The sequence below is a fragment of the Streptomyces griseoluteus genome (assembly GCF_004784465.1).
Lineage (GTDB): Bacteria > Actinomycetota > Actinomycetes > Streptomycetales > Streptomycetaceae > Streptomyces > Streptomyces griseoluteus.
Genome location: NZ_SRRU01000007.1, coordinates 26,421 through 48,717, shown reverse-complemented (window position 1 = coordinate 48,717; position 22,297 = coordinate 26,421). Strand labels below are relative to the sequence as shown.

22 protein-coding genes are annotated in these 22,297 nt (G+C 72.6%); 7 read left to right on the top strand and 15 right to left on the bottom strand.

All coding sequences use genetic code 11. The features are described 5' to 3' along the window. Nucleotides 1–129: 129 nt before the first annotated feature. Complete coding sequence (locus E5082_RS19630; protein WP_135792565.1) at nucleotides 130–1,023, bottom strand: S1 family peptidase; 894 nt, start codon at nucleotides 1,021–1,023, stop codon at nucleotides 130–132. Between the two features lie 497 nt (nucleotides 1,024–1,520). Between E5082_RS19630 and E5082_RS19625 the strand changes: the two genes are divergently transcribed. After that, a complete protein-coding gene (locus E5082_RS19625; protein WP_030812436.1) occupies nucleotides 1,521–1,958 on the top strand; it encodes a cell division protein SepF in 438 nt (145 codons plus the stop codon). 35 nt (nucleotides 1,959–1,993) lie between these two features. Here E5082_RS19625 and E5082_RS19620 read toward each other — a convergent pair whose 3' ends face one another. After that, the gene (locus tag E5082_RS19620) at nucleotides 1,994–3,184 is read right to left on the bottom strand and encodes an acyl-CoA dehydrogenase family protein (RefSeq protein WP_135792564.1); all 1,191 of its coding nucleotides are present in this window, start codon (nucleotides 3,182–3,184) and stop codon (nucleotides 1,994–1,996) included. A gap of 144 nt (nucleotides 3,185–3,328) precedes the next feature. Continuing rightward, nucleotides 3,329–4,978, bottom strand: a complete 1,650-nt coding sequence (locus tag E5082_RS19615; protein ID WP_135792563.1) for an MFS transporter — start codon at nucleotides 4,976–4,978, stop codon at nucleotides 3,329–3,331. A 260-nt stretch (nucleotides 4,979–5,238) separates the two neighbouring features. On the opposite strand from E5082_RS19615, the gene E5082_RS19605 reads away from it, so the two are divergent. Further along, complete coding sequence (locus tag E5082_RS19605; protein WP_135792561.1) at nucleotides 5,239–6,402, top strand: glycosyltransferase family 39 protein; 1,164 nt, start codon at nucleotides 5,239–5,241, stop codon at nucleotides 6,400–6,402. A gap of 238 nt (nucleotides 6,403–6,640) precedes the next feature. After that, nucleotides 6,641–7,654, top strand: a complete 1,014-nt coding sequence (locus tag E5082_RS19600) for a phosphatase PAP2 family protein (RefSeq protein ID WP_135792560.1) — start codon at nucleotides 6,641–6,643, stop codon at nucleotides 7,652–7,654. An 8-nt stretch (nucleotides 7,655–7,662) separates the two neighbouring features. On the opposite strand, the gene E5082_RS19595 is transcribed toward E5082_RS19600, so the two are convergent. Continuing rightward, entirely contained in the window at nucleotides 7,663–7,878 is a 216-nt protein-coding gene (locus E5082_RS19595) for an I78 family peptidase inhibitor (protein WP_135792559.1), read from the bottom strand. Nucleotides 7,879–8,271: 393 nt separating this feature from the next. After that, nucleotides 8,272–8,952, bottom strand: a complete 681-nt coding sequence (locus E5082_RS19590) for a transglycosylase family protein (protein ID WP_135792558.1) — start codon at nucleotides 8,950–8,952, stop codon at nucleotides 8,272–8,274. Between the two features lie 538 nt (nucleotides 8,953–9,490). Between E5082_RS19590 and E5082_RS19585 the strand changes: the two genes are divergently transcribed. Together E5082_RS19585 and E5082_RS19580 are read left to right on the top strand one after the other, a co-directional pair. Continuing rightward, nucleotides 9,491–10,282, top strand: coding sequence for a hypothetical protein (locus E5082_RS19585; RefSeq protein ID WP_135792557.1), 792 nt, complete (start codon nucleotides 9,491–9,493; stop codon nucleotides 10,280–10,282). 135 nt (nucleotides 10,283–10,417) lie between these two features. Next, entirely contained in the window at nucleotides 10,418–10,816 is a 399-nt protein-coding gene (locus tag E5082_RS19580) for a hypothetical protein (RefSeq protein ID WP_135792556.1), read from the top strand. A gap of 75 nt (nucleotides 10,817–10,891) precedes the next feature. Here E5082_RS19580 and der read toward each other — a convergent pair whose 3' ends face one another. The 4 genes from der to E5082_RS19560 form a co-directional block, all read right to left on the bottom strand. Next, on the bottom strand, nucleotides 10,892–12,376 hold the full coding sequence (gene der / locus E5082_RS19575) for a ribosome biogenesis GTPase Der (RefSeq protein ID WP_135792555.1): 1,485 nt from the start codon (nucleotides 12,374–12,376) through the stop codon (nucleotides 10,892–10,894). 64 nt (nucleotides 12,377–12,440) lie between these two features. Beyond that, nucleotides 12,441–13,043: a lysophospholipid acyltransferase family protein gene (locus E5082_RS19570; protein WP_167514112.1), complete on the bottom strand. Its 603-nt coding sequence runs from the start codon at nucleotides 13,041–13,043 to the stop codon at nucleotides 12,441–12,443. 62 nt (nucleotides 13,044–13,105) lie between these two features. Next, the gene (cmk, locus tag E5082_RS19565; RefSeq protein WP_135792553.1) at nucleotides 13,106–13,801 is read right to left on the bottom strand and encodes a (d)CMP kinase; all 696 of its coding nucleotides are present in this window, start codon (nucleotides 13,799–13,801) and stop codon (nucleotides 13,106–13,108) included. 128 nt (nucleotides 13,802–13,929) lie between these two features. After that, the gene (locus tag E5082_RS19560; RefSeq protein ID WP_135792552.1) at nucleotides 13,930–15,024 is read right to left on the bottom strand and encodes a prephenate dehydrogenase; all 1,095 of its coding nucleotides are present in this window, start codon (nucleotides 15,022–15,024) and stop codon (nucleotides 13,930–13,932) included. 256 nt (nucleotides 15,025–15,280) lie between these two features. Here E5082_RS19560 and E5082_RS19555 point away from each other — a divergent pair, with 256 nt between their 5' ends. Both E5082_RS19555 and E5082_RS19550 read left to right on the top strand, forming a co-directional pair. Then, on the top strand, nucleotides 15,281–15,727 hold the full coding sequence (locus E5082_RS19555) for a Rieske (2Fe-2S) protein (protein ID WP_135792551.1): 447 nt from the start codon (nucleotides 15,281–15,283) through the stop codon (nucleotides 15,725–15,727). 22 nt (nucleotides 15,728–15,749) lie between these two features. Continuing rightward, entirely contained in the window at nucleotides 15,750–16,436 is a 687-nt protein-coding gene (locus E5082_RS19550; protein ID WP_135792550.1) for a nucleotidyltransferase domain-containing protein, read from the top strand. Between the two features lie 247 nt (nucleotides 16,437–16,683). On the opposite strand, the gene E5082_RS19545 is transcribed toward E5082_RS19550, so the two are convergent. The 6 genes from E5082_RS19545 to E5082_RS19520 form a co-directional block, all read right to left on the bottom strand. Beyond that, on the bottom strand, nucleotides 16,684–17,706 hold the full coding sequence (locus tag E5082_RS19545) for an ADP-ribosylglycohydrolase family protein (RefSeq protein WP_135792549.1): 1,023 nt from the start codon (nucleotides 17,704–17,706) through the stop codon (nucleotides 16,684–16,686). A gap of 117 nt (nucleotides 17,707–17,823) precedes the next feature. Continuing rightward, nucleotides 17,824–18,885 carry a pseudouridine synthase gene (locus E5082_RS19540; protein ID WP_135792548.1) on the bottom strand — a complete coding sequence of 354 codons (1,062 nt, stop codon included), beginning with the start codon at nucleotides 18,883–18,885 and terminating at the stop codon, nucleotides 17,824–17,826. Further along, nucleotides 18,845–19,465 carry an SMC-Scp complex subunit ScpB gene (gene scpB / locus E5082_RS19535; RefSeq protein ID WP_229918954.1) on the bottom strand — a complete coding sequence of 207 codons (621 nt, stop codon included), beginning with the start codon at nucleotides 19,463–19,465 and terminating at the stop codon, nucleotides 18,845–18,847. Before scpB ends, E5082_RS19540 begins: the two co-directional genes overlap by 41 nt. A 65-nt stretch (nucleotides 19,466–19,530) precedes the next feature. Further along, nucleotides 19,531–20,463, bottom strand: a complete 933-nt coding sequence (locus E5082_RS19530; RefSeq protein WP_135792547.1) for a segregation and condensation protein A — start codon at nucleotides 20,461–20,463, stop codon at nucleotides 19,531–19,533. 39 nt (nucleotides 20,464–20,502) lie between these two features. Then, nucleotides 20,503–21,051, bottom strand: coding sequence for a hypothetical protein (locus E5082_RS19525; protein WP_135792546.1), 549 nt, complete (start codon nucleotides 21,049–21,051; stop codon nucleotides 20,503–20,505). Next, the gene (locus E5082_RS19520; protein WP_381072978.1) at nucleotides 21,036–22,028 is read right to left on the bottom strand and encodes a ParA family protein; all 993 of its coding nucleotides are present in this window, start codon (nucleotides 22,026–22,028) and stop codon (nucleotides 21,036–21,038) included. The genes E5082_RS19525 and E5082_RS19520 overlap by 16 nt, the downstream gene beginning before the upstream one ends. Nucleotides 22,029–22,297 lie beyond the last annotated feature (269 nt).

Here is a 22,297-nt window from a genome sequence, read left to right as displayed (position 1 = left end):
ACACACCCCGCCCGCCCCCGCGCCCTGACCCTCGACAAAAAGCGGGCCCCCGCACGCGAGTGACCGCGTACAGGGGCCCGCCGAACCGACCCGTCAGTGAGGACGGCCCGTCAGGGAACCTCGGGCAACCTACGGAAGGGTCACCCCGTAGTAGCTCAACGCCTCGGTGACAGGCTGGAAGAACGTCGTCCCGCCGGAGGAGCAGTTGCCGCTGCCGCCGGACGTCAGCCCGTAAGCGACGCTCCCGCCGTACAGCGGGCCACCACTGTCACCGCCCTCGGCGCACACCGTGGTCTGGATGAGCCCGGAAACCACGTCCCCGCCGCCGTAGTTGACGGTGGCGTTCAGCGCGGTGACCCGCCCGCTGTGCGTCCCGGTGGTGGAACCGCGCCGCGTCACGGTGGTTCCGACCGCCGGAGTGGCCGCGCTGCTGATCGTCTGGCTGCCGACCGCACTCGGGTGCGCGACGGAGGAGTTGGTGTAGCGCACCAGCGCGAAGTCGTTGCCGGGGAAGCTGTACCCGACGTTGGTGCCGAGCACCGTGGTCTTCGCGGAGTTGCTGTACCAGGTGGAGGCGACCTCACCGCAGTGCCCGGCGGTCAGGAAGTAGTACGTGCTGCCGCTGCGGACGTTGAAGCCGAGCGAGCAGCGGTAGGAGCCGCCGTAGATGGCGTCACCGCCGGTGATCAGCTTGTTGAACTTGCCGGCCGTCCGCTTGATGGTGAGCCTGTCCGCGCCGGCCTGCCGCTTGATCTTGGCGATCTCGGCCTGGGACACCGTGCTGTCGACGGTGACGAGGACGCGGTTGGTCTTGCTGTCGACGGCCCAGGCGGTGCCGGGGACGTCGGCCTGGCGGACGGAGTCGCTCGCCTTGGTGAGCTGGCCGGCGCTGAACGTGTGGACGTCGCTGGCGTTCGCGGTGGGGGCGGCGAACGCGGCTACGGCGAGAAGGCCGCTGACGGCCGCCGTGAGCTGGGTGCGTCTGGCGATACGGCCTCGGGGAGTGGTGCGCTTGATCCTCACGTGTCGTTCCCTCCTGGGGAATTCGGGGGCCCGCGTGGGGTCGGGGCCCGTGAGGCGCAGTCAGCGGCAGGTCGATCGGACGTGCATGCCCCTGACAAGCGCTGAGGGGGAGTATTCGGCCGAACGACCGGTCGGCACAAGGGTGCCTTTCGGCCGTACACGGCTCAACGATCGGGCGACCCGCACACCCTGACGTCCCCTCACGTCACCAGAGCCGACATCGCCCCACACGCCCCACCCCGGATGCCCCTGAGACCCCTTCCGTCACCCGGACACACCACACATCACCCATCCGCCGCGACAAATCATATTTCACTCTCAGTCAGCAGCCGTATGAGTCGCAGGCCTTGGGGCACAAGGGCTCTCGACGGATCGATCGTGCACCAGTACCGTCACAAACCCCCCGCGCGGCGTCTATCCACTTGGCGCACCGTCCGCATCATGGATGACCATAGGGAAGCGAAGAACAGACAAGACCGCTGTGAGAGGAGGCGTCCATGGGATCGGTACGCAAGGCGAGTGCGTGGCTCGGCCTCGTCGACGACAACGATGACGAGCGTTACTACGACGACGACTACTCCGAGGGCACGGAGCCCGCTGACGCCTGGGTCACCGACCCGCGGGTGAAGGTGGCCGCGGACACGGCCGAGGACAAGGGCCGCCGCATCGGCACGGTCACCCCGGACAGCTTCCGGGACGCCCGCGCCATCGGCGAACTGTTCCGGGACGGGGTCCCGGTGATCATGAACCTCACGGCGATGGAGGGCGCCGACGCCAAGCGGGTGGTGGACTTCGCGGCCGGGCTCACCTTCGGTCTGCGGGGCACGATCGAGCGGGTGGCGACGCGGGTGTTCCTGCTGACGCCCGCCCACACCGAGATCATCAGTGGCGAACCGGCGGGCCGCCGGGAGGACGGCTTCTTCAATCAGAGCTGAGGCGGGGCCGTTCACCGGCCCCGCCCCCAGGGGGCTCACCGGAAGGCGTCGAGCCCGGTGAGCGCCTTGCCCAGCACGAGCTGGTGCATCTCCACGGTGCCCTCGTAGGTGAGCACCGACTCCAGGTTCGTCGCGTGCCGCATCACGGGATATTCGAGGGAGATCCCGTTGGCGCCGAGGATCGTCCGCGCCGTCCGGCAGATCTCGATGGCCTCGCGGACGTTGTTCAGCTTGCCGAAGCTGATCTGCTCGGGCCGCAGCCGCCCGGCGTCCATCCGCCGCCCCAGATGGTGGGCGAGCAGGATTCCCTTGTGCAGCTCGACCGCCATGTCGGCGAGCTTGGCCTGGGTGAGCTGGAAGCCCCCGATGGGCCGCCCGAACTGCTCCCGCGTCCTCGCGTAGTCGAGAGCCGCCTCGAAGCTGCTGCGGGCGGCGCCCATCGAGCCCCACACGATGCCGTACCGGGCGTGCGAGAGACAGCCGAGCGGTCCGCGCAGCCCGGTGACGCCGGGCAGCACCGCGTCGGCGGGCAGCCGTACGTCGTCCAGCACGAGTTCGCTGGTGACCGAGGCCCGCAGCGACCACTTGTGCTTGATCTCCGGCGCCGAGAAGCCGGGCAGGCCGGTGGGGACGACGAAGCCCCGGATGCCGTCCTCGGTGCGCGCCCAGACCACCGCGACCCCGGCGACCGAGCCGTTGGTGATCCACATCTTGCGCCCGCTGAGCACCCAGTCGTCGCCGTCCCGCTTGGCGAACGTACGCATGCCGGCCGGGTCGGAGCCGTGGTCGGGCTCGGTCAGCCCGAAGCAGCCGATGACCTCGCCGGAGGCCATGCGGGGCAGCCACTCGTTCTTCTGCTCCTCGCTGCCGTACCGGTGGATCGCGTACATGGCGAGCGAGCCCTGGACCGAGACCAGGGAGCGGATGCCGGAGTCGGCGGCCTCCAGCTCCAGGCAGGCCAGCCCGTACTGCACGGACGACGCGCCCGCGCAGCCGTACCCGGTCAGGGACATGCCGAGGGCGCCGATCGAGCCGAGTTCGCGGGCCAGCTCCCGGATGCCGGGCAGCTCGCCCTTCTCGTACCAGTCGGCCACGTACGGCAGCACGCGGTCGGCCGCCCAGGAACGGACGGTGTCGCGGACGGCGAGGTCCTCGGGGTCGAGGAGGTCGTCGAGGCCGAGCGGGTCGGCGGGGTCGAACGCGGGCGGCTTCGGGGACGCGGACATGGGGAACACCCTCCGGCACTCTGCGGCTCAGGACCTGCGGCGCTCGAACTGTGCTGCGTTCAAAAACTAGCACCGCTAGTTACGTATGCCCGGCCGACGTTACGGCCCGAGCGCGCCGCGCGTCCAGAGCGACCGGGCCGAAGGTCAGGCGGAGACCGTGGGTTTCCCGGCCGCCCGGGGCGCGGGCAGCTCGCTCTTGGCGAGCGGTACGGGGCTCTCCGCGACCGGTTCCGGTGCCCCGGCGGCCTCCGGGGCGCAGTTCATGACGCGGGGCAGCCGGAGCGCCATCAGCGCGCCGAGCAGCAGCAGACCGGCGCTGACCAGCAGCGTCACATGCAGTCCGTGCACGAAGGAGTCGCGGGCGGCGTCCCGCAGCGCGGCCCCGGCGGGCCCGCCGAGCCGGGCGGCGATGTCGTACGCCTCGCCCAGGGAGCGGCCCGCGGCCGAGGAGGCGGAGGCGGGGACGCCGGGCACCGAGTCGAGGGCGGGCGCGTAGGCGGCGTTCATCACGCTGCCGAGCAGGGCGATGCCGATGCCGGCGCCCAGTTGGTAGGAGGTCTCACCGATGGCGGCCGCGCCGCCGGCCCGGTCGGCCGGGGCCTCGCTGAGCATGGACTCGTAGGCCCCGAAGAGGGTCGTCTCCAGGCCGAAGCCGAGCAGCACGAAACCGGTGAGGAGCAGCGGGGTGTTGTCGCGGCCGCCCATCGCGGTGAGGGTGACGACGGCGACGGCGGTGAGGACGAATCCGGCGCAGACCATCCGGCGCGGTCCGAGACCGCGCAGTACGCGGGCGCCGGCGAGGCCCGCCGCCATCGCGGCGACGGTCAGCGGGAGCAGCCGCAGCCCGGTCTGGAGCGGGGACAGGCCCAGCACGAGCTGGAGGTACTGCGCGGCGATCAGCTCCAGGCCGACCAGGGCCAGCATGGCGAGCACGATGCAGCCCACCGAGGTGCTGAAGGCGGGCCGCCGGAACATGCTCAGGTCGACCAGCGGGTGGGCGCAGTGCGACTGGCGCCGGACGAAGAGGACGAGCAGGGCCACGCCCACCAGGAGCGGTACCAGGGTGAGGGGGCCGGTCACGTCCTCGCCGCCGCCGAGCCGCTTGACGCCGAGGACGACGCCGAAGAGGCCGCCCGCCGCCATCAGGGCGCCGACGATGTCCCAGGGGCCGTCCCGTTCGCCGCGGGACTCGGGCAGCAGCATCCGGCCGATGGGCAGGCTCACCAGCATCAGGGGGATGTTGACCAGGAAGACCGAGCCCCACCAGAAGTGCTCCAGCAGGAACCCGCCGAGCAGCGGGCCGACGGCCGCGCCGACGGCGGCGACCGCGCTCCAGATGCCGATGGCGAGCGCCCGTTCGCGCCGGTCGGGGAAGACTTGGCGCAGGATGGAGAGGGTGGCGGGCATGATCATGGCGCCACCGACACCGAGCAGCGCGCGGGCCAGGATCAGCGTCTCACCGTTGTGGGAGAGGGCGGCGACGGCCGAGGCCACGCCGAACAGGGCGTAGCCGAGCAGCAGGACGCGTCTGCGTCCGACCCGGTCGCCCAGCGTGCCGAAGAGGATCAGCAGCGAGGCGCAGACCAGGGGATAGATGTCGACGATCCAGAGCAGTTCGACCGCGCTGGGCCTGAGGTCCTCGGTGACGGCGGGGACCGCCACGTGCAGCACGGTGGCGTCGAGGCCGACGAGCAGCAGGCTGACACAGAGGACGACGAGGACGACCCAGCGGTTGGTACCGGCCCCGGTCGCCCCACGGGACGGCCGGACGGCGGCCGTGGTCGTCCCGGACATGTACGTACCTCCCAGAAGAGTCCTCGCGTGCGGCGGGCCGGCGGGGTGGGGGGATCTCCACGCCGTACGGCCGGAGAGAAGCGGTGGCACCGGCCCGCTCGGACCCACGCGGGTGGTTCGTCAGCGTACGCGAGTTCATCCCCAGGTCACGTGGTGGACCTCTCACGGTTGTGCCCCGATCGGTGTGGCGTGCGCCACCTCGCCATCCGGGGGCATCGGCGCAGGACGGCCCGGCCGGCGCGGGCGTCGATAATCGGCGCGTGACCGAGACAGCCACGCGGGCGGCCCCGCCCGTGACCTCCCTCCCCCGCCGGGCCCTCCCGGCGCTCCTGGGGTACGCCGGGGTCCGGGCCCTGGGGCTGGCCGTGCTGGCCGGGTGGAGCGCGGCACGCGGCACGAGCGCGCACAAGCTGCTCTCCGCCCGCTGGGACTCCCTCTGGTACGCGCGGGTCGCCGGTGCGGGCTACGGCCACGAGGTCCGGCTGCCGGGCGGCGACGTCCATTCCGACCTCGCCTTCTTCCCGCTCCTGCCCTGGCTGGAGCGGCTGCTGCACGCGCTGGCCCCGCTGTCGTACGCGGACGCGGGACTCACGGTCTCCGCGTCGGCCTCGCTGGCGGCGGCGGGCGGGGTCTTCGCGCTGGCGGAACGGCTGTACGGAGCGCGGGCCGGGATGTACGCGGTGCTGCTGTGGGCGGTGCTGCCGGTCGGGATCGTGCAGTCGATGGCGTACAGCGAGTCCCTGTTCACCGCGCTGGCCGCCTGGTCGCTGTTCGCGGTGGTGTCGGGGCGCTGGGTGACGGCGGGGCTGCTGGCCGCGCTCGCGGGGCTGACCCGGCCGGTGGGGGCGGCGGTGGTCGCCGCGGTGTGGGTGGCGGCCGTTGCCTCGTTCGGGCGAACGCGGAGCGCGGGGGGCCCGCGCTCCCCCGCCTGGCGCCGGGTGCTGGGCGCCGCCCTGGCCCCGCTGGGCGCGGCGGCGTACGTCCTGTGGGTGGGTCACCGCACCGGGGACGGCCCGCTCGGCTACCTCGACGTCCAGGCGGGGTGGCGCAACGGGTTCGACGGCGGGTACGCCTTCGCCCGCTTCGTCGGCGGCATGCTCACCGCGTTCCCGTCGGCCCTCGCGGGCATCGCCCTGATCACCGGCGTCGTCCTGCTGCTGTGGCTGTACGGGGCCGGGGTGCGCCGGGGGCAGCCGCTCGCGCTGCTGGTCTACAGCGGGGTCGTGCTGGCGCTGGCCCTGTGCGCGTCGAGCTACTTCGGCTCCAAGCCCCGGCTGCTGCTGCCCGCCTTCCCCCTGCTCTTCCCCCTGGCCGAGGCCCTGGCCCGCGCCCGCCCGGCCCGCGCCGCGCCGCTGGTCGGCGCGCTCGCGGCCGGTGCGGCGGTGTACGGCGCCTGGTGGCTGAACGGCTCCGGTCCGCCGTGAGGGGCCCGACGGGCCGGGTGAGCGCCCGCCGAATACCGGACCACCTTTCGGTGAACCGAATTAAAAGCGCCATAAAACCGCTCCCGGCGAGATCCGGGGCAATTACGGGGGCCGCTCCGGCGATATCGCCGACGTTCAGGAATTCAAGCGGTTCCTGAGACGTTTCCCACATCACATCGTCATCACAAAGCCCCAGTACCGACCGGGCACACAGCTCACTCGCTGTAACGTCGATTGGGTGCGTACCGAACGAAAGCTCACCCGGCGTCTGGACCGGGTGTTCGCCAGGCTGGACCGTGAGCCGGAACGGCCGGCCCATATCGACGTGCCGCGGATGTCGCGGCACCGGGCCGTGCTGTTCTCCTCGACCCTGGCCTTCTACCTGGCGATCGTGTGGGCCGTGATCACCACGTCCTGGCTGGTCCGGCTGGACTGGCGGGTCATGTTCTTCCGCCCCTACCAGCAGTGGCCGGGCATCCACGCCTTCCTCGACTACTACGTGGTGCTCGGCCAGCGCGGCCCCACCGCGGTGATGGTCGCGGCCTGGCTCGGCTGGCGCTCCTGGCGGCAGCACACGGTCCGTCCGCTGCTGACCCTGGCCGCCTCGCTGCTGCTGCTGAACATCACGGTCGGCGCCGCCAAGCTCGGCATGGGCCGGCTCGGCCCGCACTACGCCACCGTGATCGGCTCGAACGAGATGGGCCTGGGCGGAGACATATTTCCCTCGGGTCACACCGCCAACGCGGTCGTGACCTGGGGCATCCTGGCGTATCTGGCCTCCACGGCGAGGGCACGCCGCTGGCTGTCCGCCCTCTCCGCGATCACCTCCCTCGGCGTCGGCCTCACCACCGTCTACCTCGGTACGCACTGGCTGAGCGACGTGCTGCTGGGCTGGGCCGCCGGGCTGCTGATCCTGCTGGCGCTCCCCTGGTTCGAGCCGCTGATCTCCCGCGCGGAGAACGCGCTGTTCGCGCTGCGGGACCGGCTGCGCGCCCGCCGGCGGCGGACCGTGCCCGCGCCGGCCGCGCCGCTCGCCCCGGTGGCCCTCCAGCCGCTGGCCAAGGCCGCCGAGCCGTCCGTACCGGCGCGGGAGCCGGTCACGTCGGCGCGCGGGCCCCGGCCGCCGATCCATCTGGCGCCGGGCCCGCACACGGCCCGCTCCGACCGCACCCCGGTCACCCCGGCGGGCAGCCGGCGTCCGCCGCACGCGGACCGGCTTCCGCGCGGGGCCTCGCAGGCCGCGCGCCCCTGACGGCCGGGTCAGCCCTTCCAGACGCGGGCGACCCGGCCGTCCTTCACCTCGAAGTTGAGTCGGCCCGTGCGGTACTCCATGGTGATGACCGCGCCGGGCGGCAGCGCCCGCACCGTCTGCCAGCCCCGGCTCCGGGCGCGCCGGTCGGCGCCCTCCGGGGCCAGGCCGACATAGCTGTCCAGGGTGTCCTGAGGCTCCGGCGGCGGAGCGGGGATCTGTGCCATGCGGCCACGCTAGGCGGCCCGCGCCGACTACGGAAGGCACGCGCCGCGACGGCCGCCGGGGCGCTGGCCGGTCACACTTCTGTCACAGCTCCCGATGCCCGTAACCCGCGTACTCCGTCACACGTATGGGGGTTTCCGTTCACCTTCACGGGGTAATCGAACAGAATTTTCCTGTGCGGGCCGTCACGGGGGCCAATTAACGCTCGTAATGCGTCGGATCACAGACCGGAACCGGCCAGGAACAGGCCCGGAACGTTTTTCCCGCGAAATGCGGCGCACGCGCGCCGGAGCTGATGCCGCATAGGAAATTCACGAGTTCTCCGCACGAACAGATGCGAACGGCCGCCGCCCTCCGGAGGGCGGCGGCCGTGGCCGTCGAGGCGGGGCCTCGCGTCAGAGCGCGAGATGCTGCCCCGGCACGATCAGATCGGGGTCGGCCCCGATGACCGACCGGTTGGCTTCGTAGACCCGCTGCCAGCTCACCCCGTGCCGGGCGGCGATGGTGCTCAGCGTGTCGCCCTGGCGGACGGTGTAGCCGCCCCGGCCGGCTCCCCGGTCGGCATGGGTCGTCGCCGGGCGCTGCGGGGCCGGGGCGGACCGCGTCGGTGCGGTCCGGGTCGGGGCGGATCGCGTGGGAGCGGACTTCTTCGTCACGCCCTTGTCGGTTCCGTTGCCCGCCGAGGCGCTGGACGGTGCGGACCCGTAGGCCCCGGCGCGGCCGGAGCAGACGGGCCAGGCGCCCCAGCCCTGGGCCTGCTGGACCTTGGACGCCACGGCGATCTGCGCGCTTCTCGACGCCTGGTCCGCGGTGGCGGCGTAGGCGCCGCCACCGTAGGCACGCCACGTGCTGGCGGAGAACTGGAGTCCGCCGTAGTAGCCGTTGCCGGTGTTGATGTGCCAGTTGCCGCCGCTCTCGCACTGGGCGATGCGGTCCCAGACCCCGTTGTCCGCCGCCTGCGCCTCTCCGGAGGCTGCCAGCAGCCCCAGCGGGGCGAGCAGCGCGGCCCCGGCGAGGGCGGCCGTCGTACGGCCCTTACGGGCGGTCGAACGGGTCGTATCGGCACACTCGGTCATGCAGTTCCCTCTCCACGAACCCGGGCTCCCCCTGGGCGGGGCACGTCTCGCCGCGTCGGACCGCGGTTCCTCGTGCCCGCCCCGTCCACCGGTGACCGGTGCCGCGGCCCTGACGGACCCGGCGCCGGGCGGCGGACCTACCCGAGCGGTGCTAGTTGCACACGGCGAAGGAATCTAAGGAGGACAGGTGCCGCATTTCAACAACACCTCGTCGCGGCAGGCCAGTTGGTGGTTACCGCCAGTATCGGCGATTTCCGGCCAACCACTTCATACGGTTATTTCGGTACTTGTCGACCATGAGCGGCACCTGCCCGTGACACACATCACCCTTTCAAGTTCCTTGACTGGGTACGGAGTTGACGGTGAGTGGCCGATTCCGTGTCGAAAGTGACCCTGCGCGCAGGCTGGTTCGATTCCATGCCCCCTGGGGCGTGACTCCCACCACAGGACGCCCGTTGTCTTCTGCATGAGCCCGCGATCCCAAGGCTCAGCGACCGGGAGCCACCCGGCCGACCGCGCGCATCCCGAGGGAGCCACCGTGCCGCGCATGCTCGACGTCAGTGACGCCGTACGCGCCGAGATCGGCGACGAAGAAGCCGACCGGCTGCTCACCGGAGCGAACGCTCCGGGCAGTTACGACTGCACGTCCTGCCGCACTCCGGGGGACTCCGATCAGGAACGCACCAGCACCGTCCTGTTCGTCGGGGACGAGACCGCCGTCCTCGCCTTCGCCCACGCGGGCTGTCTGCCCTCGCAGGTCGTGCAGGTCACCGAGGAGCAGTTGCAGGGCGCCGTCCGCTCCATCGGCGGCGAGGCGGCCCCCCAGGAGCCGGAGCAGCCCCACCGGGCCGCGCCCGAGCCCGCCGTGCTCGGCGTGACCAGCGGCCTGGTGCTGATCGAGGGCGAGTTGCACCCGGCGCTCGTCGTCGAGCCGACCGCACCCATCGCGCGCCCCGGCGCCACCGGGGGCGGGGACGACTTCCTCCCCCTCCTCATCGAGCAGGGCTTCATGCCGGTGACCGCGCTCGACACCGTCCCCCCGGTGCTGCACGGCTGGTCGGTGCTGCTCGCCGTCGGCCAGCTCCACGCTGTGCTCCAGCCGGGCCCCCACGGCAGCCAGCCGGTGGCCTGGTGGCAGGCGCACCAGCCGCTCCAGGTCACCGACAGCTGGCGGGCCGCCGCCAACAAGCACCAGCAGGTGCTGATGTTCGCGGCCCCCGTCGGCTCCATCGGCCGCCAGCCCCGCGAGGACCTCCTCCGCGACGCCCTGGACCAGGCCGCCGCCAACGGCCGCCTGGTGGCCGCCGCCCTTCCCCTCGCCGGCACCTGACCCCACCCCTCCCCCGGACACCGGCCGTGCCGTCCCCCACCCCCAGGGCGGCACGGCCGGTCGTGCTGTCCGGCGTACCCCCGGCAGCCCCCCGCGTGGCCGCATCCCTTTGGGTGCACCGTCGTTTGGACATACGTGCACCCATACGACGCCTCTCCCCGCCGGCCCGCCCTGTCCCCCGTTCCCCTCGCCCGGTCCGGGCAGGAGAACTCCGGCGGGCCCTCGTCCACGCCGATCTACGACACGCTGTACGCGGAGTGGGTCAAGACCTTCCGTACGCTGCCCGGGGATCGCAGCGGCGAGGAGAACCTGGGTTTCACCGCCTTCGGGAACCTCCCGCAGAGCACGGGCTCGTACGGCGGGCACCGGCCGGGGTCGTTCAGCAGCTCCTACAGCGCCTACAGCGCGGGTGCTTACAGCGCGCGGCAGCAGTCACAGCAGTCCCAGTGGCAGCGGATCGGCACGATCAGGCGGGCCCAGCCGGACGGCGAGGGGCCCCCGGCGCTCCCCCCGGCCCCGCGCCAGGGCGACTGAGCCGGACACGAAGGGGCGGCCCGTCTCCACCGAGACCGGGCCGCCCCTTCGCCGTGCGTCAATCCGCCGTGGCGGTCACTTCTTCTTCGCGCCGCGCTTCTCGCGCACCCGCACCGAGATGTGGATCGGGGTGCCCTCGAAGCCGAACTCCTCGCGCAGACGGCGCTCGATGAAGCGCCGGTAGCCCGCCTCGATGAAGCCGGAGGCGAAGAGGACGAAGCGCGGCGGCTTGGTGCCGGCCTGGGTGCCGAACAGGATGCGCGGCTGCTTGCCGCCCCGGACCGGGTGCGGGTGGGCGGCGGCCAGCTCGCCGAGGAAGGCGTTCAGCCGGCCGGTGGGGACGCGGGTCTCCCAGCCGTCGAGCGCGGTCTCGATCGCCGGGACCAGCTTCTCCATGTGGCGGCCGGTGCGGGCGGAGACGTTGACGCGCGGGGCCCACGCGATCTGGCCCAGCTCGGTCTCGATCTCGCGCTCGAGGTAGTAGCGGCGCTCCTCGTCGAGGGTGTCCCACTTGTTGAAGGCGACGACGACCGCGCGCCCGGCCTCGACGGCCATGGTGACGATGCGCTGGTCCTGCACCGAGATGTTCTCGGAGCCGTCGATCAGGATGACCGCGACCTCCGCCTTCTCCACGGCGGCGGCCGTGCGCAGGGAGGCGTAGTAGTCGGCGCCCTGCTGGAGGTGGACGCGCTTGCGGATACCGGCGGTGTCCACGAACTTCCAGGTCTTGCCGCCCAGCTCGATCATCTCGTCGACCGGGTCGCGGGTGGTGCCCGCCAGCTCGTTGACGACGACACGCTCCTCGCCCGCGACCTTGTTCAGCAGCGAGGACTTGCCGACGTTCGGGCGGCCGATCAGGGCGATGCGGCGGGGACCGCCGACGCCGGTGCCGCCGAAGGTCTGCGCGGGCGCGTCCGGCAGGGCCTCCAGGACGGCGTCCAGCATGTCGCCGGTGCCGCGGCCGTGCAGGGCGGAGACCGGGTGCGGCTCGCCGAGTCCGAGGGACCACAGGTAGGCCGCGTCGGACTCGCCGGAGAGGCCGTCGACCTTGTTGGCGGCCAGCACGACCGGCTTGCCCGCCTTGCGCAGCAGCCGGACCACGGCCTCGTCGGTGTCGGTGGCGCCGACCTTGGCGTCCACCACGAAGACGACCGCGTCGGCGGCCTCGATCGCGTACTCGGCCTGCGCGGCCACGGAGGCGTCGATGCCGAGGACGTCCTGCTCCCAGCCGCCGGTGTCGACCACCTTGAAGCGGCGGCCGGCCCACTCCGCCTCATAGGTGACGCGGTCGCGGGTGACACCGGGCTTGTCCTCGACGACCGCCTCGCGGCGGCCGATGATCCGGTTCACCAGGGTCGACTTGCCGACATTGGGGCGGCCGACGACGGCGAGCACGGGAAGGGGGCCGTGGCCCGCCTCCTCGATGGCGCCCTCGACGTCCTCGATGTCGAAGCCCTCTTCCGCGGCGAGCTGCATGAACTCCGCGTACTCGGCGTCGCCGAGAGCCCCGTGCTCGTACTCGTGCGCGGCCGAGCCGTCGGGCTGGTTCTGGTCGTTCATGAAGTCCGTACCTCGTCGTCGTTCGTGGTGATCGGTGGAAGTGGCCCGATGGGGGCCGGTTCCACTACTCAAGTGTCGCCCAGCGCCCGGTCAGGCGCCTGGCGTTTTCCAGGTGTGCGGTGAGCCGCTTCTGGATGCGCTCGGTCGCCTCGTCCAGCGCCTTGCGCGTACGCCGCCCGGAGCTGTCGCCCGCCTCGAACGGGTCTCCGAAGACCACGTCCACGCGGGAGCGCAGCGGTGGCAGGGCCTTGACCAGGCGGCCGGGCCGGTCGGCGCTGCCGAGCACGGCCACCGGCACGATCGGCGCCCCGCCGCGTACCGCGAAGTAGGCGAGTCCGGCGCGCAGCGAGGCGAAGTCCCCCTCGCCCCGGGTGCCCTCCGGGAAGATGCCCAGCACGCCACCCTGCTCCAGCACGCCGAGCGCCCGCCCGATGGCGGTGCGGTCGGCGGTGGTGCGGTCGACCTTGAGCTGGCCGATGCCGGTCAGGAAGGGGTCGAGCGGCCCGATGAACGCCTCCTGCTTGATCAGGAAGTGCGTCGGCCGGGGCGCCACGCCCATGACCATGGGGCCGTCGATGTTGTGGGAGTGGTTCACCGCGAGGATCACCGGGCCGGACGCGGGCACCTTCCAGGCGCCCAGCACGCGCGGCTTCCACAGGCCGTACATCAGGCCGACGCCGATGCGCCGCCCGATCTCGGCGCCCCGCTCCGAGGGCGGTGCGCTCCGGCTCACTTCCCGGCCCGCTTCTCCTCGACCAGGGTGACGACGCACTCGATGACCTGGGCGAGGGTCAGCTCGGTGGTGTCGACCTCGACCGCGTCGCCGGCCTTGGCGAGCGGGGAGGTCTTGCGGCTGGAGTCGGCCGCGTCCCGCTGGATCAGGGCGGCGCGGGTGGCGGCGACGTCGGAGCCCTTCAGCTCGCCGCTGCGGCGGGCCGCGCGGGCCTCCGGGGAGGCGGTCAGGAAGATCTTCAGGTCGGCGTCGGGCAGCACGGTGGTGCCGATGTCCCGGCCCTCGACCACGATGCCCTCCTCGGCCCCGGCCGCGATGGAGCGCTGCAGCTCGGTGATCCGGGTGCGCACCTCGGGCACCGCGCTGACCGCGCTGACCTTGGAGGTGACCTCCTGGGTGCGGATCGGGCCGGCCACGTCGTAGCCGTCGACGGTGATGGTCGGGGCCAGCGGGTCGGTGCCGGAGACGATCTCCGGCTTGCCCGCGACGGCGGCGATCGCGGTGGGGTCCGTGAGGTCGATGCCGTTGGTCACCATCCACCAGGTGATGGCCCGGTACTGGGCGCCGGTGTCCAGGTAGCTGAGGCCGAGCTGCGCGGCCACGGCCTTCGACGTGCTCGACTTGCCCGTGCCGGAGGGTCCGTCGATCGCTACGATCACGGGCTGGGCGGTCGGGGCGGCGCCGTTTTCCACGGGAGGGCACCTTCCTGGTGAAGGGTGTCGGTCGGGGTGGCGGGACGCGAGGGCGCCCCGCACAAGGTTACTGGGTGTGGGTCACTCGTACGGACGCACGTGCGCCGCGTGACCGCAGCGGCCCCGTGCTACTGCCGCAGCGCCCAGCCCCGCTCGCGCAGCGCCTCGGTGAGGCCGGGCGCGGCCCCCGGCTCGACCATGAGCTGCACGAGACCGGCCTGCTGTCCGGTGGCGTGCTCGATGCGGACGTCCTCGATGTTGACCCCGGCCCGTCCGGCGTCGGCGAAGATGCGGGCGAGCTGGCCGGGCTGGTCGTCGATGAGGACGGCGACGGTCTGGTAGGCGCGCGGGGCGGAGCCGTGCTTGCCGGGGACGCGGACCTGGCCGGCGTTGCCCCGGCGCAGCACGTCCTCGATCCCGGCGCCGCCGGTGCGCCGCTTGTCCTCGTCGGCGGACTGCAGGGCCCGCAGGGCCCGCACGGTCTCGTCGAGGTCGGCGGAGACGTCGGTGAGGAGGTCGGCGACCGGGCCGGGGTTGGCGGAGAGGATGTCGATCCACATCCGGGGGTCGGAGGCGGCGATCCGGGTGACGTCCCGGATGCCCTGCCCGCACAGCCGTACGGCGGCCTCCTCGGCGTTCTCCAGCCGGGCGGCGACCAGGCTGGAGACCAGGTGCGGCATGTGGGAGACGAGCGCGACGGCGCGGTCGTGGGCGTCGGCGTCCATGACGACCGGGACCGCACGGCAGTGCGAGACCAGTTCGAGGGCGAGGTTCAGCACCTCGGTGTCGGTGTCGCGGGTCGGGGTGAGCACCCAGGGGCGGCCCTCGAAGAGGTCGGCGGTGGCGGCCAGCGGGCCGGACTTCTCGCGGCCGGACATGGGGTGGGTGCCGAGGTAGCGGGCGAGCACGGCCTCGTCCAGGCCGAGCGCCTCGAGCTCGCGGCGCGGGCCGCCCTTGACGCTGGCCACGTCGAGGTAGCCGTGGGCGAGGTCGCGGCGCATGGCGTCGGCGAGGACGGCGGCGACGTGCGCGGGCGGGGCGGCGATGAGCGCGAGGTCGACCCGGCCCTGCGGCGGCTCGTCGGTACCGGCGCCGAGGGCGGCGGCGGTACGGGCCTGCGCGGGGTCGTGGTCGGTGAGGTGGACGGTGACGCCCCGCCGGGTGAGGGCGAGCGCGGCCGAGGTCCCGATCAGCCCGGTGCCGATGACGAGTGCGGTTCTCACTGGGCGATGTCCTTGTGCGGAGCGGCGGCACCGGCCCGGGGCCGGCTTCTGGTGGCGTCCAGCCTAGTCAGCCGGGGCGGGCCGGACGCACGCCGGCCGCGCGGTGAGACGGGCGCCCGTTCGGCCGAGGCGGGGCCCGACCCGCTGTCACCTCCTTCGTCCGGGCGGTGTTCGGTGCCAAGATGCCCGGAAGTATGGGGCTTTCCGTCCCCTTTTCCGCGCGTTTTCCGCCTCTTGAACCTCTTGGAGTGACGACATGACCCAGCCCGCGACGCGGCGCACGCTTCTCGCCACGGGGGCCGCCACGCTCGCCGTCTGCTGTGTGGGATGCGGCGACGACGGCGACACCTCCTCGGCCACCGCCAGTACCTCCCCCGTCGGCGAGAGCGTCCCGGCCTCCTCCGACTCCGGCGACGGGCAGGCGCTGGGCAGCGTCAGCGAGATCCCGGAGGGCGGCGGCAAGATCTTCGCCGCGCAGAAGGTGGTGGTGACGCAGCCCAAGAAGGGCGAGTACAAGGCGTTCTCCGCCATCTGCACCCACCAGGGCTGCTCCCTGGACAAGGTCGCGGACGGCACCGTCGACTGCTCGTGCCACGGCAGCAGGTTCCGTATCTCCGACGGCTCGGTCGCGCAGGGCCCGGCCACCCAGCCGCTGGCCGCCAAGGAGATCATGGTGCACGGAAACACGGTGCACCTGGGCTGACCGCCCGCGTACGCTCCCCCGCATGCGCCCCGCCGACCTGGTCCGTGACCACACCGTCTACGCCTGTGTCATGGGCTCGCGCGCCTTCGGTCTGGCCACGGACGCCAGTGACACCGACCGGCGGGGCGTGTTCCTGGCCCCGACCCCGCTGTTCTGGCGGTTCGAGAAGCCGCCCACGCATGTCGAGGGGCCGGGCGAGGAGCGGTTCTCCTGGGAGCTGGAGCGCTTCTGCGAGCTGGCGCTGCGGGCCAATCCGAACATCCTGGAGTGCCTGCACTCCCCGCTGGTGGAGCACCTGGACGACACCGGCCGCGAACTGCTCTTTCTGCGCGGGGCGTTCCTCTCCCGCCAGGTGCACGCCACCTTCACCGGTTACGCCCTCGGCCAGCGCCGCAAGCTGGACGCCGACATCCGCACCACCGGCGCCCCGCGCTGGAAGCACGCGATGCATCTGCTCCGCCTGCTGAGCAGTGCTCGCGACCTGCTGCGCACCGGCGAGCTGCGGCTGGACGTGGGCGAGGAGCGCGAGGCACTGCTCGCGGTGAAGCGGGGCGAGGTGGGCTGGCCGGAGATCGAGGCGCGGATGGCCCGGCTGGCCGGCGAGACCGACGCGGCGCTGCTCCGCACCCCGCTCCCCGCCGAGCCGGACGAGGCCCGGGTGGCCGACTTCCTGCACCGCACCCGACAGGCGTCGGCCGCAGCCGCGTAGGGCCTGTCCGGCGGAGCAGGGGCGGGGAAGCAGCGGTGCCGATCGTCCCAGGTGAGCGGGGTCTGGTGCGTCCAGGTGCAAGGCGGAGAAGGGAGTCGACGCGATGGGGGTCCCCCCACGCGAGCGCAGCCGAGCGTGGGGGGCGTCGGCGAGTGACGACAACGCCGCTGGGGGTCCCCCCTGCTCACAGAGCTTGGGGGAGGGCGTGCCAGACCCCGCGTTCGCGCCATGATCCGCCGGACAGGCCCTAAGCGTCCCAGAGGGCGCCCAGTTCCAGCAGTTCGTCCCGGTGCTCGATCCGGTCCACCCAGTCCGCGGGCCAGGCGTCCGCCCCGAGCCAGGCGCCCGCGAAGGCGCCGGTCAGGCAGGCGATGGAGTCGGAGTCGCCGGAGGTGCAGGCGGCCCGGCGCAGCGCCAGGACGGGGTCGGCGGGGAAGAGCAGGAAGCAGAGCAGTCCGGTGGCCAGTGCCTCCTCCGCGATCCAGCCCTCGCCGGTGGCGAGGCACGGGTCGGTCTCCGGGGAGGGCGCGCGCAGCGCGTCCTGGAGACGGCCGAGGACTGCCAGGCACTCGTCCCAGCCGCGCGCGATGAACTCCTCCGGGCTCGCGTCCCCGGCGCGCTGCCACAGGTCGCCGAGCCAGAGGTGGTGGTAGCGGGTGCGGTTGTCGAGGGCGTACGAGCGCAGCCGGCCGACGAGCCCTGCGGGGTCCGTTCCCTGAGCCAGCAGCCGCACCGCGTGCGCGGTGAGGTCGGAGGCGGCCAGCGCGGTGGGGTGGCCGTGGGTGAGGCCGGACTGCAACTGGGCGGCGCCCGCCCGCTGTTCACCGGTCAGGCCGGGAGCGAGGCCGAGCGGGGCGACCCGCATGTTGGCGCCGCACCCCTTGGAACGGACCTGACTGGCCTCCTGCCAGTCCCGCCCCTCCTCCTTCAGCAGGGCGCAGGCGGTGAGGCAGGTGCGGCCGGGGGCGCGGTTGTTCTCCGGGGACTGGTACCAGTCGACGAACTCCTCGCGCAGCGGCCGCTGCAGCCGCTTCGGCGCGAGCCACCCCCGGCCCATGGCGGTACGGAGCCCGCGTCCGAGCGCGAGGGTCATCTGCGTGTCGTCGGAGACGAAGGCGCGGCCGGGCAGCTCCATCTCCCGCCAGGGTCCGCACTTGGCGAGGATGGACGGCACGTCGTTGAACTCGGTCGGGAAGCCCAGCGCGTCACCGAGGGCGAGTCCGAGCAGGGAACCGGCGGCGGCACGCTTATCCGCGGGCGTGGTGGTCATGGGTCAAGCCCTTCCGGGTGCCCATGACCCGGCCCCCGTTGGTCCGGCCGCACGGCCACCCGACTAATCGTCAGGTTGACCATAAAGCCGGACCGTCACCGGCGGCAAGACCCCTTCCTAGAGGTCGACTTCCTTCATCAGCATGCCGACCTCGGTGTTGGACAGGCGGCGCAGCCAGCCCGACTTCTGGTCGCCGAGGGTGATGGGGCCGAAGGAGACGCGGACCAGCTTGTCGACGGGGAAGCCCGCCTCGGCCAGCATGCGGCGCACGATGTGCTTGCGGCCCTCGTGCAGGGTCACCTCGACCAGGTAGTTCTTGCCCGTCTGCTCGACCACGCGGAAGTGGTCGGCGCGGGCCCAGCCGTCCTCGAGCTGGATGCCGTCCTTCAGCCGCTTGCCGAGGTCGCGCGGGATCGGGCCGACGATGTGCGCGAGGTACGTCTTGCGCACGCCGTACTTGGGGTGGGTGAGTCGGTGGGCCAGCTCGCCGTGGTTGGTGAGCAGGATGACGCCCTCGGTCTCCGTGTCGAGCCGGCCCACGTGGAAGAGCCGGGTCTCGCGGTTGGTGACGTAGTCGCCGAGGCACTGGCGGCCCTCGGGGTCCTCCATCGTGGAGACCACACCGGCGGGCTTGTTCAGCGAGAAGAACTGGTAGGACTGGGTCGCGACGGTCAGGCCGTCGACCTTGACCTCGTCCTTCTCCGGGTCGACCCGGCGGCCCTGCTCCAGCACGATCTCGCCGTTGATCTCGACGCGGGCCTGCTCGATCAGCTCCTCGCAGGCGCGCCGCGAGCCGTAGCCCGCACGGGCCAGGACCTTCTGCAGCCGCTCGCCGTCCTGCTCGGCGCCGGGGAAGGTCTTGGGCAGATTGACGTCCTTCTTGCCCTCGTACCGCTCCCGGTTGCGCTCCTCGGCCCGCGTCTCGAACTCCCGCGAGCGGCCGGGCGCCGTACGGCCGCGCCCCGCCTGCTGGGACTGCTTGGGGCCGCCCTTGGCGCCGCCGCGTGCCGCGCCGCCACGGCCGGACTTCGGGCCGTCCTTCGTGGCGCCGGGTCCGACGTCGTAGCGGCGCTCCTCCGGACGGGGCTTGCTGGGGCGGCCCTGCCCCTTGCGCTCGTCCCGGTCGTTGCCGCGGGGGTTACCGCGTCCGCTGTTCCTGCCGCTGCCGCTGCTTCGCATCAAGGTTTCCGTCGTAGTCGTCTGCGTCCTGACCACCGGCCGCGTCGGGCGCGTCCGGGTCGAACGACGGGACTCCCTCCTGGGTCTCCGCCTCGATCGCCTCCGCCTCGGGGAGGAAGGGCGCGAGTTCCGGAAGCTCGTCCAAGCCGCGCAGGCCCATCCGCTCCAGGAAATAGTTCGTCGTCACGTACAGGATCGCACCTGTTTCGGGTTCCGTGCCCGCCTCGGCCACCAGACCCCGCTGGAGCAGGGTGCGCATCACCCCGTCGCAGTTGACCCCGCGTACGGCGGAGACCCTGCTGCGGCCGACCGGCTGGCGGTAGGCGACGACCGCGAGGGTCTCCAGGGCCGCCTGGGTGAGCCGGGCCGTCTGGCCCTCCAGCGCCAGGCGTTCCACGGCGGGGGCGTAGGCGGGGCGGGTGTAGAAGCGCCAGCCGCCCGCGACGAAGCGCAGCTCGAAGCCGCGGCCCTGGGCGGTGTAGTCGTCGGCCAGTTCGCGCAGCGCCTCGGCGATCCGGCGCCGGGGCCGCTGGAGGACCCGCGCCAGGTGTTCCTCGGTCGCGGGCTCGTCCACGACCATCAGGACGGCCTCCAGCGCGGGCTTGAGGTCGAGAGCGGCGACGCGGTCGTCCGGGGCCTGGTGGTTCACGTCTTCTGCTCCCCGGTGGTCTGGCCCGGCTTCACGGGCCGGTCGAACTCGTCGGTGACCGCCGGCCCCGCCGTGTCCCCGCCGGTCCAGCGGACCAGCAGCGTGCCGAGCGCGGTCTCCTGCTCCAGGGCGACCGCCTTCTCGCGGTACAGCTCCAGCAGCGCGAGGAAGCGGGCGACGACGGTGAGGGTGTCGTCGGTGTCGGCCACCAGCTCCTGGAAGTCGGCCTCACCCGCCTCGCGCAGCCGGGCCACCACGACCCGGGCCTGCTCCTGGACGCTGACGAGCGGGGCGTGGATGTGGTCGACGTACACCTGCGGCTTGGCCTTCGGCTGCATCGCCTTCACCGCGAGCCGGGCGAACCCCTCCGGCCCGACGCTGATGACGACCTCGGGCAGCAGCTCGGCGTGCTCCGGCTCCAGGCCGACGGTACGCGGGTAGCGGCGGCCCTCGTCGTCCAGCCGCTCGTTGAAGATGTCCGCGATCCGCTTGTAGGCCCGGTACTGCAGCAGCCGGGCGAAGAGCAGGTCCCGCGCCTCCAGCAGGGCGAGGTCGGCCTCGTCCTCGACCTGGGCCGCGGGCAGCAGCCGGGCGGCCTTGAGGTCGAGCAGGGTGGCGGCGACGACCAGGAACTCGGTGGTGCGGTCCAGGTCCCAGTCGGGCCCCATGGCCCGGATGTGCGCCATGAACTCGTCGGTGACCCTGGACAGCGCGATCTCGGTGACGTCCAGCTTGTGCTTGGTGATGAGCTGGAGCAGCAGGTCGAAGGGACCCTCGAAGTTGTCCAGCCGGACCTTGAAGACGCCGTCGGGCGCCGGAGCCTCGGGCGCGGGCGTCTCGGGCGCCGGGGCCGGGTCCGGAGGTGCGGTGTCCGGGCCCCGGCCCAGCGGGCGTCTCGGGCCGGTCGTGGCGGTGCGGTGCGCGTTCATGGGGGTCGCAGGCTATCGGTCGGGCGGTGGGAGGCCGGGCTAGCGCCCCCGCAGCCGCCGTACCAGGATGCTGGCTTCCCCGCGGGACTCCAGGTCGGCGAGGACCACGGCGACCGCCTCGCGGACGATGCGGCCGCGGTCGACGGCGAGGCCGTGCTCGCCGCGCAGGACCAGACGGGCGTGCTCGAGGTCCATGAGTTCCTCGGCCGAGACGTAGACGGTGATCTTCTCGTCGTGGCGCTCGCGACCGCTGGGCCGCCGGGCGGCCGCACGGCCACGCTTGCGGGGCTGCTCGCCGGAGCCGTCCGGCTCGCTCTGCCGCCGGGCGGGCCGGATACGGGACTCACCGGCCCCGTCGGGTTCCGGGCCGACCGCGGCGGTGTGCTCGGCGCCCTCGCCGTCACCGCCCTGCGCGGGCACCGCCTGGGGCGCGTCCTGCGCCGCGGCGGCCGGGTCGCTCTCCCCCGCCGGCGCGGGGACCCGCGCCTCCGGGCCCGGCCCGCGCCGGGGCGAGGAGGACTGGAGCCCCATCCCCCCTGTCGTGCGGAACAGTTCGTCGGCTCCGGGCAGACTCACTCGGCGTGACACCGGGCGAGCACCTCCCTGGCGAGCTGACGGTAGGCGGCGGCACCGACGGAGTTGGAGGCGTACGTGGTGATCGGCTCACCGGCGACCGTGGTCTCCGGGAAGCGGACCGTACGCCCGATGACCGTGTGGTAGACGTGGTCGTCGAACGCCTCGACCACCCGCGCCAGCACCTCGCGGCTGTGCACCGTGCGCGAGTCGTACATCGTGGCGAGGATGCCGTCCAGCTCCAGCTCGGGGTTGAGCCGCTCCTGGACCTTCTCGATGGTCTCGGTCAGCAGGGCAACACCGCGCAGCGCGAAGAACTCGCACTCCAGCGGCACGATCACCTTGTGCGCGGCGGTCAGCGCGTTGACGGTGAGCAGGCCCAGCGAGGGCTGACAGTCGATCACGATGTAGTCGTAGTCGTCCATCAGCGGCTTCAGGGCGCGCTGGAGCGTGGACTCGCGCGCGACCTCGGAGACCAGCTGGACCTCGGCGGCCGACAGGTCGATGTTGGAGGGCAGCAGGTCCATGTTCGGGACCGCCGTCTTCAGCAGCACCTCGTCGGCCGACATGCCCCGCTCCATGAGCAGGTTGTAGACGGTGAGGTCCAGCTCCATCGGGTTGACGCCGAGACCCACCGACAGCGCGCCCTGCGGGTCGAAGTCCACGAGCAGCACGCGCCGTCCGTACTCCGCGAGCGCCGCGCCCAGGTTGATGGTCGACGTGGTCTTGCCGACGCCGCCCTTCTGGTTGCACATGGCGATGATCTTGGCGGGGCCGTGGTCGGTCAGCGGGCCCGGGATCGGGAAGTACGGCAGCGGGCGCCCGGTCGGGCCGACGCGCTCACGGCGCTGGCGGGCCGCGTCGGGCGCGAGCGTGGCCGCGTACTCCGGATCGGGCTCGTACTCGGCGTCGGGGTCGTAGAAGTGCCCCTCGGGCAGTTCGTCGTAGTCGGCGAAGTGGTTGCGGGGCGCGCCACTTCCGTCGCCGGCCATGGCGTTCACGTGTTGGCCATCCATGCTCTGGTGTGCTCTCCGGGCCGTCTGCGGTACCGGACTCTGGTGGGCTGCGAAGGTGCGCACCGCGACGGAGCCGACGGCCTCGTGCCCCTCGGGACCCTGGCCCTCTCCGCGCAATCCTGGTCGACCACCTCCGGGAGAAAATGTCGACTCATTCACAAGTCGTCTTACCTCCTTGGTGACCAGGAAACTTCTAGACAAGGTCAGCGTGGCACCATGCCGACGGTTGGCGACTCTATGGCGTG

Bases quoted from the DNA above. Each gene is read 5' to 3' on its own strand.
- E5082_RS19625 (WP_030812436.1), top strand. From the start codon at position 1,521: ATGGGATCGGTACGCAAGGCGAGTGCGTGGCTCGGCCTCGTCGACGAC.
- E5082_RS19620 (WP_135792564.1), bottom strand. From the start codon at position 3,184: ATGTCCGCGTCCCCGAAGCCGCCCGCGTTCGACCCCGCCGACCCGCTC.
- E5082_RS19615 (WP_135792563.1), bottom strand. From the start codon at position 4,978: ATGTCCGGGACGACCACGGCCGCCGTCCGGCCGTCCCGTGGGGCGACC.
- E5082_RS19595 (WP_135792559.1), bottom strand. From the start codon at position 7,878: ATGGCACAGATCCCCGCTCCGCCGCCGGAGCCTCAGGACACCCTGGAC.
- E5082_RS19590 (WP_135792558.1), bottom strand. From the start codon at position 8,952: ATGACCGAGTGTGCCGATACGACCCGTTCGACCGCCCGTAAGGGCCGT.
- der (WP_135792555.1), bottom strand. From the start codon at position 12,376: ATGAACGACCAGAACCAGCCCGACGGCTCGGCCGCGCACGAGTACGAG.
- E5082_RS19570 (WP_167514112.1), bottom strand. From the start codon at position 13,043: ATGTACGGCCTGTGGAAGCCGCGCGTGCTGGGCGCCTGGAAGGTGCCC.
- E5082_RS19555 (WP_135792551.1), top strand. From the start codon at position 15,281: ATGACCCAGCCCGCGACGCGGCGCACGCTTCTCGCCACGGGGGCCGCC.
- E5082_RS19550 (WP_135792550.1), top strand. From the start codon at position 15,750: ATGCGCCCCGCCGACCTGGTCCGTGACCACACCGTCTACGCCTGTGTC.
- E5082_RS19545 (WP_135792549.1), bottom strand. From the start codon at position 17,706: ATGACCACCACGCCCGCGGATAAGCGTGCCGCCGCCGGTTCCCTGCTC.
- E5082_RS19540 (WP_135792548.1), bottom strand. From the start codon at position 18,885: ATGCGAAGCAGCGGCAGCGGCAGGAACAGCGGACGCGGTAACCCCCGC.
- scpB (WP_229918954.1), bottom strand. From the start codon at position 19,465: ATGGTCGTGGACGAGCCCGCGACCGAGGAACACCTGGCGCGGGTCCTC.
- E5082_RS19530 (WP_135792547.1), bottom strand. From the start codon at position 20,463: ATGAACGCGCACCGCACCGCCACGACCGGCCCGAGACGCCCGCTGGGC.
- E5082_RS19520 (WP_381072978.1), bottom strand. From the start codon at position 22,028: ATGGCCGGCGACGGAAGTGGCGCGCCCCGCAACCACTTCGCCGACTAC.